This window comes from Pararhodobacter sp., from assembly GCF_034676075.1.
GTDB lineage: Bacteria > Pseudomonadota > Alphaproteobacteria > Rhodobacterales > Rhodobacteraceae > Pararhodobacter.
In genome coordinates, this window is sequence record NZ_JAUCCQ010000145.1 from 1 (window position 1) to 10098 (window position 10098).

General features: G+C 67.3%; 10 protein-coding genes and 1 pseudogene. 2 read left to right on the forward strand and 9 right to left on the reverse strand.

The features are described from left to right. The 6 genes and pseudogenes from VDQ18_RS21170 to VDQ18_RS21195 all read right to left on the reverse strand — a co-directional run. Positions 1-385: pseudogene (locus VDQ18_RS21170) on the reverse strand (CpaF family protein); the annotation flags it as partial. Positions 386-395: 10 nt separating this feature from the next. Further along, positions 396-1637, reverse strand: coding sequence for an AAA family ATPase (locus VDQ18_RS21175; RefSeq protein WP_323022855.1), 1242 nt, complete (start codon positions 1635-1637; stop codon positions 396-398). 219 nt (positions 1638-1856) lie between these two features. After that, the gene (locus VDQ18_RS21180) at positions 1857-2501 is read right to left on the reverse strand and encodes an OmpA family protein (protein WP_323022856.1); all 645 of its coding nucleotides are present in this window, start codon (positions 2499-2501) and stop codon (positions 1857-1859) included. 3 nt (positions 2502-2504) lie between these two features. Continuing rightward, a complete protein-coding gene (locus VDQ18_RS21185; protein ID WP_323022857.1) occupies positions 2505-3908 on the reverse strand; it encodes a type II and III secretion system protein family protein in 1404 nt (467 codons plus the stop codon). A 239-nt stretch (positions 3909-4147) separates the two neighbouring features. Continuing rightward, entirely contained in the window at positions 4148-4981 is an 834-nt protein-coding gene (cpaB, locus tag VDQ18_RS21190; protein WP_323022858.1) for a Flp pilus assembly protein CpaB, read from the reverse strand. A gap of 188 nt (positions 4982-5169) precedes the next feature. After that, the gene (locus tag VDQ18_RS21195; protein ID WP_323022859.1) at positions 5170-5382 is read right to left on the reverse strand and encodes a hypothetical protein; all 213 of its coding nucleotides are present in this window, start codon (positions 5380-5382) and stop codon (positions 5170-5172) included. 427 nt (positions 5383-5809) lie between these two features. On the opposite strand from VDQ18_RS21195, the gene VDQ18_RS21200 reads away from it, so the two are divergent. Beyond that, positions 5810-6679, forward strand: coding sequence for a lytic transglycosylase domain-containing protein (locus tag VDQ18_RS21200; RefSeq protein WP_323022860.1), 870 nt, complete (start codon positions 5810-5812; stop codon positions 6677-6679). 5 nt (positions 6680-6684) lie between these two features. Here the strand turns inward: VDQ18_RS21200 and VDQ18_RS21205 are convergent, their stop codons facing one another. The 3 genes from VDQ18_RS21205 to VDQ18_RS21215 are packed head-to-tail and all read right to left on the reverse strand — an operon-like array spanning position 6685 to position 8392. Continuing rightward, positions 6685-7011: an ArsC/Spx/MgsR family protein gene (locus VDQ18_RS21205; RefSeq protein WP_323022861.1), complete on the reverse strand. Its 327-nt coding sequence runs from the start codon at positions 7009-7011 to the stop codon at positions 6685-6687. Beyond that, a complete protein-coding gene (locus VDQ18_RS21210) occupies positions 7002-8054 on the reverse strand; it encodes a quinone-dependent dihydroorotate dehydrogenase (RefSeq protein WP_323022862.1) in 1053 nt (350 codons plus the stop codon). Before VDQ18_RS21210 ends, VDQ18_RS21205 begins: the two co-directional genes overlap by 10 nt. Next, entirely contained in the window at positions 8054-8392 is a 339-nt protein-coding gene (locus tag VDQ18_RS21215; RefSeq protein WP_323022863.1) for a DUF952 domain-containing protein, read from the reverse strand. Before VDQ18_RS21215 ends, VDQ18_RS21210 begins: the two co-directional genes overlap by 1 nt. A 177-nt stretch (positions 8393-8569) precedes the next feature. On the opposite strand from VDQ18_RS21215, the gene VDQ18_RS21220 reads away from it, so the two are divergent. Further along, a partial coding sequence (locus VDQ18_RS21220; RefSeq protein ID WP_323022864.1) for a bifunctional metallophosphatase/5'-nucleotidase occupies positions 8570-10098 on the forward strand: 1529 nt, incomplete at its 3' end.

Consider the following 10098-nt stretch of genomic DNA (forward strand, 5'->3'; position numbering starts at 1 on the left):
TCAGCCGCTCTTCCGAGGTGAGGGCGAAGTTGATCTCGCTCAGCGCTTCGGCGGAGATCGCGGCGATTTCGGCCCGCAGTTCCGCCTCCGAGGCGCTGTCCAGCGCGGCAAGGTTCAGGTTGTCCAGGAGCCGGGTGTGCAGCTCCGACTTCACCTCGAGGATGCGCTGGCGGCGGCGGCGGTCCTTGTCGTTGGCGGCCGGTTGCGCGGCGATCGGCTGCGGCGCATGCGTGGCCTTGAAGCTGGGACGCGGCGCCGGGCGCGGCATCGTCAGCTCGGGCTGCGACGAGGGCGAGACGCTGGCGATCTCATGCACCGGGACGGCGCGGGATTCCGGCTTGGCGGGGCCCGAGGGCGTGGTTTCCTTGCGGTAACGCGAGAACATGTCTCTCTCCTCAGGCGGCGGCGCGGCCTTCGTCGCGGTTCGACGCGACGATGGACTGGGCGATCTTGCGGATCTCTTTCAGCAGCGGGTTCTTCGGCGCGATCTCGGCCAGGGGCAGGCCATGGTCGTTGGCATGCGTCACCTGGGCGGTGCCGTCAGGCAGCATCACCTCGAACTCGATATCCAGGCTTTCGGCCATCCGCTTGGCGCGGGCCTTGCCCGACAGATCGGTGAATTTCGGCGCGTGGTTCAGGACATAGCGCAGCTTGTCCAGCGGCAGATCCTCGGCCTTGAGCGCGCGGATCAGGCGCAGCGCGTTCTGGGCCGAGCGCATGTCCAGCTCCATCGTCGCGTAATAGGCGTCGCATTCGTTCAGGACCGTCTCGGTCCATTGCACCACGGTGCCGGGCATGTCGATGATCACCACCTCGAAGCTGGCGCGGGCCATGGTGATCACCCGCTCGATATCGTCGGGGGTGATCAGGTCGAGCGGCAGCATGTCGGCCGCCGCGGTCAGCACCTTCAGCTTGTCGTTGAAGGTCTGCAGCGTGTTGAGGAAGAAGTCGCGATCCATCACCGCGGTGTTGGACAGAAGCTCATAGACCTTCTCGGTCCGTGCCAGGTCCAGATAGGTGGCGATGGAGCCGGTTTGCAGGTCGAAGTCCAGCAGGCAGACCGAAGGCGCGGTCTTGCCGGAATTGGCGATCTCCCACGCCAGGTTGACGGCGAAGGTCGTGGCGCCCGAGCCGCCCGCCAGCGGCTGCACGGCATAGACCGCGCCCAGGGGCTGGTTCTGCGACACCATCATCCGCGATTGCGGGGCGATGGTCGACATGTCGGGCGAGGGGGCACGCAGGCGCTGGATGGCGTCATGCAGCGCGCCCTCGGGCAGCGGATAGGGCACGAAATCGCTGGCGCCCAGACGCAGCAGCCGGTGCAGGGCGATCGGGCCCAGCTCCTCGGCGATGAGCAGCACGCGGATGCTCAGCGTGTTGGCGCGCTGAATCACCGCCTCGACCAGCGCCATGTTCGCTTCGTCGTCGTCATCAAGCGCGATGGCGATGAATTCGAGCCCCTTGGCATCGGGTTGATCAAGGAATTTCAGCGCGCTCGGAAAGGTGAGATCGCCCCAGCTTTCGCCGAGCTCCAGCTCCATATCCTCGATCAGCAGGTCGAAGTTCTGCACATCGCGCGAGACGGTGCAGGCGCGAATCGGGGCGACGTGTTTGACGGGGCTGCTCACACTCGACATTTTCTTTCCTCCGCGCCGGCATTCTGCCGACATGTGGTACGCGACCTCCGGCGCACGACGGCATGCGGCACCGGGTTCTTCCCAACTTCGGCGGTAATCTTGGCATTAATGGGGCTAAAAAAACGTAATTGTCTGGCCGGGCGTCAATAAACCAGACGCCCCGCCGACAGGGTCGGCGGGGCGCTGCGAGGTTGCCGGACGGGTGTCCCGGCAGAGGTATCAGGGAGTATTCGGTTCCCGCACGGCACTCTCGACGTATTCCCGATGCACGACACGGGCATACTCTCCGTTCAGGATCCGCGCATTGTCCTGCACGAAACCGGAGACTTCGGTGACCGCGCGCCGGTTTTGGCGCTCGCGGTCGGGCGTTGGGATCAGCGGCTGCGTCTCGCCGTTCGAGACGACCGCCTCGACCCGGCGGCGGCTGATGCCCTGCCGGACGATGAAGCTGGCGGCGGCGCGCGCGCGGCGCAGGCCGAGGCCCTGGTTGTAGCGCTCGGACCCCACCAGATCGGTATGGCCGAAGACCCGGAAGGTCACTTCGGGGAACTGCCGCATCCAGCGGGCCTGCTGGGCCAGGATGTATTGCGCGGCCGGGTCCAGCGTCGCGCTGTCGAAGGCGAAGGTCACGGTGTTCGGGACTTCGCGGGCGAACCGCTCGGCCAGGGCCACGACGTAATCCAGCTGACCGGTGTGGATCAGGATGTTGTTGGCGGTGGGCGTGCCGAAGCCGCCCTCGTCCAGGTCGCTGCCGACTTCGGCGGCCGTATAGGCGCCCGAACAGGCGCTCAGCGCCCCGGCCGAAACGCCAAGCAGCAGCAGGCGGCGCGAGATCAGAGGGGTCTGCGGACGGGGGGCGGTCATGGGTTACTCCATCACATAGCCGTAGCCGCCGCGGAAATCCTGCCGCGCGACTTCGGCGGCACCGGACGACGAGCCGGTGAGCTGACCGTTGAGGAACAATTGCGCCTCGTTCGGCAGGCGGATGCGGTCGGTGGGCAGAAGCAGCGCCTCGCCCCGGGTCGGTGTCACCAGATGGGCGGTGACGAAGATCATCAGTTCGGACTGGCTGCGCTGATAATCGGCGCTGCGGAACAGCGCCCCCAGCACCGGAATGTCGCCCAGCCACGGCACCTGGGCGATGGAGCCCTGGAAATCATCCTGCAGGAGGCCCGCGATGGCGAAGCTCTCACCGTCCCTGAGTTCGACCGTGGTCGAGGTCTGGCGGCGGCGGAAGCCGGGCAGGGTGACGCCATTGGCGCTGTAGGAATTGGTGCTGTCGGGGCTGGAGACCGAGGCATCCATGCTCAGGTTGATGACATCGCCATCGACCACCCGGGGGGTGAAGGTCAGTTCGACCCCGATCGCCCGGTAATCCACGGTCACCGTGCCGTTCTCGCCCACCACCGGCACCGGCACTTCGCCACCGGCCAGGAAATGCGCCTCCTGCCCGGACAGGGCGGTCAGGCTGGGTTCGGACAGAGTGCGGGCCAGGCCATTCGATTCCAGCGCTTCCAGCATGACCTGGAACTGCACCGACCCGATGGAGAAGCCCCCGCCCAGAACGCCCTGCGCGGGGGTCGCCGCGGCCACGTTCACCGGCACCCCGGCCGTGGTCAGCGCCCCGGCCGCAACGCGACCGGTGCCCCCCGCCGAGACGCCGTCCGACGCCGAAAGGCTGGCGGCGAGGCTCTGCGCGGCCGAGCGCTGCACTTCCGAGAAGCGCACGCGCAGCATGACCTGCTGGGTGCCGCCCACGTTCATCAGATTCGAGACCCGGCCCGGCGCATAGCGCTCGGCCAGTTGCAGCGCCGCATCGAGCCGCGCGCCGGAGGACACGATGCCCGACAGGACGATCCCGTCATTGGCGGTGCGTACCTCGATGGGCTCGGAGGGCAGGATCTGCCGCAGCCGCTCGCGGAATTCGGCGACATCGGGGGTGACCTGCACCTCCACATTGGCGATCAGCTGCCCGTTGGCGCCGAGGATGGTCAGCGTCGTCCGGCCAGGCGCCTTGCCCAGCACATAGATCGAGCGGTCCGAGAGGGTCGAGATATCGGCAATGCCCGGATTGGCGATGGAGAGTTCGACGAAGGGCGTGTCGCTTTCGACCACGACGGCCCGGTTCATCGCCACGGCCAGCGTGTCGCGCACCTGGCTTGATGCCACGGACAGCATCTGCGCCGATGCCGGCAGGCTGGTAAACGCTGCCTGCCCAAGGCCCCACAGGGCCAGCGCCATCACCGACGCAATCCTACGTTTCGTGCTCATGTGATCCTGCCTCTCGATCACGGGTACATCGGGCCTCTGACGGGCCGTTTCGTCAAAGAATGCTTGAATCCGGTTTTTATTGCAAGTTTCAATTGTTTGCGGAGCGTCTTTCGCGTGATTCCTCTGTCTTTTCCACAGGCTGCCCCGAGCGCTGGCGTGCAGAATCGCAACGACCCCCAGATGTAGGGGGCCGCGGGTGTTGCAAGATTGACGCAGCCGACGCCGGGGCCGGCGCTGCCTCAATTGGTGCAGGGGATCTCGATCTGGACGACCTCGGCGCCGCGGCGGGTGCGCACGGTGCAGCGCTCCTGCGCCTGCTGGACCACGGTTTCCACGCCCAGAAGGCTGTTGCCGTCGACCTGGATCTGGCTCAGCGCCGTGGTGTCGTCGAGGCCCACCAGCGACAGCGACAGCCGCCCGGTGGACTGGCCCTGCGCCAGGGTGGCGACGGTTTCGGCCGTGGCCTCGATGGTGACCGAGCGCGGCACGCCCGAGAAGTTGCGGTCCTCGTCGGCGTTTTCATCGAGGGCGATGATCCGCACGCCCGAGGACAGCAGCCGGGTGATGTCACCGCCCTGTGCGCCGCGGCCGGTCCAGTAGATGTCGACCGTGTTCGAGGGGCGGAGCGTGCCGGAGATCCCCGAATTCTGGTCCACGCGGATGGTGAAGGCGCGCATGCCGGGGGTCAGGATCGCGGCGATACCGGCGGGCTCGCCGGGTTCGCTGACCTTGACCGACAGAATCGGCTCGCCCGCTTCCATCGCCCGAAGGGCGACGCGGGGGCGCTGGGGATCGGGCACCAGGGATTCGGCGGTCTGGAAGACACCGGCGGGGACGGAATCGGCGGGCCAAGTGACGGTGCGGATGGCATCAAGGCCGATGGGTTCGCCATAGCGCAGCGGCCGGGCGGCGACGGCGACGGTGACCGTCTGGATCGTCGGGGCGGCGCCGCCGCGGGCTTGGGCGGCGCTGATGGCGGCCTGAGTCTGGCTCACGTAGTTCTGCGCCATGAAGACACCGAAACCCGCCAGGGCCAGCCCGACACCGAGAATACCGATTTGCACAGCTCGCATTGCTCGCTCCTGAACGCCTGCCGGATCCGCGTCGCTGCGGATCACTCTTACCAACAACGTTCATCATTCCTGCATGGTGAATCGGGCAAGATGATGGCTGGAAAGGGAATGTTGTCCGGCGGTTGACTAAAATTACAGCGGGCCGCACCCGGGGATGCGGCCCGTCGGAAAAGTCTGAGCGGAAAGGCTTACTGCGTGAAGCCGACGGTTTCCGGCGCGTTCACGGTGATGCCGCCCAGCGCGGTCGAGATGCTGGTGCCGAGCGAGCCGACGCCCGAGCTCACCGAGGTCACGACGGCAAGACCCAGGCCGACGATGGCGGCGGTCAGCACCACCCAGTCGACGGTCACGGCACCGGATTCGTTGGCGGCGAAGGCTTTGACGGTGTTGAGGAAGTTCATTGTTACTCTCCAGAGTACAGGGGGGATACGTGTGTTCTGCGTGCCAGCCTGGAGCTCGGAAGGTTGAGGGTTTTTGAACCGCTCTCCGTTCTGGCAGGATCGTTATCGACCCCCATGGGGGCGGGATCGTGTGCCAATTCAGACCAAAACATGGCGCAGCGCGTGCATTTTCAGGACTTGTGCGGTTGGTGGAAACCGAGGGGGTCGCCTGGCTGGTTTGTCCACGTTTTGGCAATCTTTCGTTAAGACTTCGGGAACCTAAGCCGCGCGTCCCCTCGCGATTCGCTTGCGTAACCACAAAACCGGAATGCGAAATGAGAAGCCGGGCGACTCAGGCCGGCGTTCGCGAGGGGATCTCGGCGCGACCCATTTGCGGGACGCGGGATTTTCTGGCACTCTGTCGCAAAACAACAAGAATCCCGGGGCCATGCCGAGCAGCTTGCCCACCCGTTTCCCGCTGATCGCGGCGGCCCTGACCGGGGCGGCCTGCCTCGGCCTGCCCGCACCCGCGCAGGTGGCGCCGCAGGGCGATTTCACCTTCCGGCGGATCGGCGTGGCGCCCGCTGACGGCAGCCGCCGCATCACCGTGCAGGTCGACCCCGAGGAACAGGCCCGCCGCCTGGCCCCGCCCGAACCTATCGCCCCCCGTCTGACCGCCGTTGCCCAGCCCCTGCCCGAGATCGAGGCCGATGGCGCCCGCTTCGGCTGGTTCTGGACCCAGGTCTCGCCCAACCTCGCGCAGGGCGAGGGGCGCTATCTGGCGGCGATGGCGGCCTTGCGCGATGCACCCGAGGGGCGGCGCGTGCCCGAACCCGGGGTGCAGCACCTGCAGGACATCGCCGCGCGGCACAACGCGGCGATCCTGCGGGCGACCATCGGCACCCGGGTGTCACCCGCCCTGGCGCTGGCGGTGATCTCGGTCGAAAGCAGCGGGCGGCATACGGCGGTCAGCCATGCGGGCGCGCAGGGGCTGATGCAGCTGATCCCGGCCACGGCCACGCGCTTCGGGGTCGGCGACGCCATGGATCCGGTGCAGAACATCCGCGGCGGCGTGGCCTATCTGGACTGGCTGTTGAATGAATTCGACGGCGATGTGGTTCTGGCGCTGGCGGGCTACAACGCGGGCGAAGGCGCGGTGCGGCGCAACGGCGGCGTGCCCCCCTATGCCGAGACGCGGGATTATGTGCCCCGGGTCCTGTCTGCCTGGAACGTGGCGCGGGGCCTTTGCGCGACGGTGCCGGAATTGCCCAGCGACGCCTGCGTCTTTGCCGTGCGGGCGGTCAGGACGGCGGGGTAGGGCGGTTACAGGACCTCGTCGATCGCCTCGGTCGGGCGGCCGATCACCGCCTTGCCACCGTTGCGGATCACCGGGCGTTCGATCAGCGCCGGATCGGCGGCCAGCGCGGCGACGATCACATTCTCCGCTTCGCCCTTCAGCGCCGCGCCTTCCTTGCGCAGCAGTGCCGAGGCCGGCAGCCCCAGCGCCATCAGCATGTCGCGGAGCTCCTCCTGCGAGGGGCCGTCCTTGAGGTACAGCCGCACCTCCGGCGTCACGCCCTTCGCCTCCAGATAGGCCAGCGCCGCGCGGGATTTGGAGCAGCGCGGGTTGTGCCAGATCTCTACAGCCATTCGTCCCTCCCGCTGCCGACCGCTTCGGCCACGCTCGCAAATCCGTCGCGGCGCAGCAACCCGTCCAGTCCCCGGGCAATGCGCCCGACCAGCGAGAACCCGCCATAGACCAGCGCGGAATAGAGCTGCACCGCGCTCGCGCCGGCGCGGATCTTGGCATAGGCATCCTCGGCCGAGGCGATGCCGCCGACGCCGATCAGCGGCAGCCGTCCCTCGGTCAGGGCCGAAAGCTGGGCCAGAACCCGCGTGGACTTTTCAAACAGCGGCGCGCCGGAAAGCCCGCCCATCTCGCCCCGATGGGCACTTTTCAGGCCTTCGCGCGAGAGCGTGGTGTTGGTGGCGATGATCGCGTCCAGCCCCGCCTCCGCCGCGACACCGGCAATGTCAGACAGTTCCGCGCGGTCGAGATCGGGTGCGATTTTCAGGAAGACCGGAATCCGGCGCTCCAGCGCGTCACGCTCGGCCATGACCCCGGCCAGGAGGCCGCGCAGCGCCGCCGCACCCTGAAGGTCGCGGAGCTTCTCGGTATTGGGCGAGGACACGTTGACCGTGGCGAAATCGACGAAGGGCCCGCAGAGCCGCAGTACCGTGGCGAAATCGGCCGCCCGGTCGGCGCTGTCCTTGTTGGCCCCCAGATTGAGCCCGACCACCGGCCCCGGCGAGCGGGTGGACAGGCGCCGCGCGATGGCCTCGGCCCCTTCGTTGTTGAAGCCGAACCGGTTGATCACCGCCCGGTCCTCGGACAGGCGGAAGAGGCGCGGGCGGGGATTTCCGGGCTGCGGGCGGGGCGTCGCCGCGCCGACCTCGACAAAACCGAACCCGGCGCGGGCCAGCGGCCCCAGCGCTACGGCGTTCTTGTCGAAGCCTGCGGCCAGACCCACCGGGTTGGGCAGGGCCAGCCCCGCGACCTGCGTGCGCAGCCGGGACGAGGTGAAGACATCGTCCAAGGGCACCGCGCCCGCATTGAGCGCCTTCAGCGTCAGCCCATGCGCGGTTTCCGGGTCGATCCGGTGCATGGCCCACAGGCCCAGCGCTTCGATCATCAGACGACCCCTTCCGGGAAGATATGGCCCGCCGCACCCAGGGGCAGCGACTTGTCCCAGACCACATCCGCCCGGGTCAGATCCCGGTAGAGATGCGGGAACAATTGCCCCCCGCGCGAAGGTTCCCATTTCAGGGCCTTGCCCAGGCGGTCGGTCTCGATGGCCAGCAGCACCAGGTCGCTTTCCCCCGCGAAATGCTTGGCGGCGGTTTCCACCACCTGCTGCGGGGTCGACATATGCACATAGCCATCCGCCAGATCGACGGGAGCCCCGGCACTGCGGCCATGGGCGACGAGATCGTCCCATTCGGAACGGCGGAAGATCTTGTAAACCAGCATGGCCTGCTCATGCCGAATGCGCGCCTGCCGGTCAATGGGCAGCATGGCGCCGCCCAACGACAAGGCACGTCATGGCTGTGTCATCTGCGGGTGCCAGATCGCGCTCAGGGCCTTTGACTTCGCCGTCTGCTCCGCGCAATCTTTGACCTTCGGGAAAAAATCCAACAGGGGAATCATATGTCGCTTCGTATCCGCCTCAGGGCTATCCTCGGCTCGACCGCTTTGGTGGCGGCCAGTGCCGTTCCGGGCTTTGCCTCGACCGAGTTGCACATCCTGCATTTCAACGATTTCCACAGCCGGATCGAATCGATCAGCCGTTTCAACTCGACCTGCTCGGACAGCGACGAGGCCGAGGGCAAATGCTTCGGCGGGGCCGCGCGGCTCTATACGCTGGCCACCCAGATGCGCGCCGCCATCGAGGCCGAGGGCAATCCGGTCATCCTGCTGGACGCGGGCGACGATTCGCAGGGCTCGCTGTTCTACACGACCTATGGCGGTCAGGCGGAGGCCGATTTCCTGGAGCGTCTGCAACCGGATGCGATGGCCGTCGGCAACCATGAATTCGACCTCGGCCCGGCCGGTCTGGCCGTGTTCCTCGACACCGTGAGCTTCCCGATCCTGTCGTCGAACATCGACGTCTCTGGCGAGCCGCTGCTGGCGGGCCGTGTCGCGCCCCATACGATCATCGAAGAGGGCGACCTGCGCATCGGCATCGTCTCGGCGCTGGCCACCGACACGCCCGAGACCGCTTCGCCGGGTCCGACCGTGCTCTTCTCGGACGAGATCGAGGCGCTGAACGCCGCCGTCGCCGCGCTGCAGGCCGAAGGCGCCGCGCCGATCATCGCCCTGACCCATGTCGGCTATCGCCACGACCAGATGATCGCGGCGCAGGTGCCGGGTCTTGCCGCCGTCGTCGGGGGCCACAGCCACACCTTCCTGTCGGCCTCGGACCCGGCGCGCGAGGGGCCCTATCCGACCTGGGTCGATTCCGAGGACGGCTCGATGGTGCCGGTCGTGACCGCCGGTGCCTATGGCAAATACCTGGGCCATCTGGTGCTGGAACTCGATGACGATCTGAACGTGGTCTATGCCTCGGGTGACGCCATCGTCCTGAACAACGAGGTGACGCCCGATCCCGAGGTCCTCGCCTGGGTCGACAGCCTGGCCGGTCCGATCGACGAGATGCGCGCCCAGAACGTCGCCGAGACCACGGCGATGATCGAGGGCGACCGCACCGTCTGCCGTCAGGTGGAATGCACCATGGGCAACCTCGTGGCCGATGCCATGCTGGCCCGCGTTGCCGATCAGGGCGTGACCATCGCCATCCAGAACGGTGGCGGTCTGCGTGCCTCGATCGACGAGGGCATGATCACCATGGGCGAGGTCTACGAGGTCCTGCCGTTCCAGAACACGCTGGCCACCTTCCAGCTGACCGGCGCCAATGTCGTCGCCGCGCTGGAAAACGGCGTGAGCCAGTTGGAAGACGGCGCGGGCCGCTTCCCGCAGGTCGCGGGTCTGCATTACACCTTCGATCCGGCGGCCCCGGCGGGCAGCCGCGTCAGCGACGTGATGGTCGAGGCGAATGGCGAATGGGTGCCGATCGACCCGGAAGCGACCTATGGCGTGGTGACCAACGACTACATGCGCAACGGTGGCGACGGCTACGCGATCTTCCGCGACAGCGGCATGAACGCCTATGACTTCGG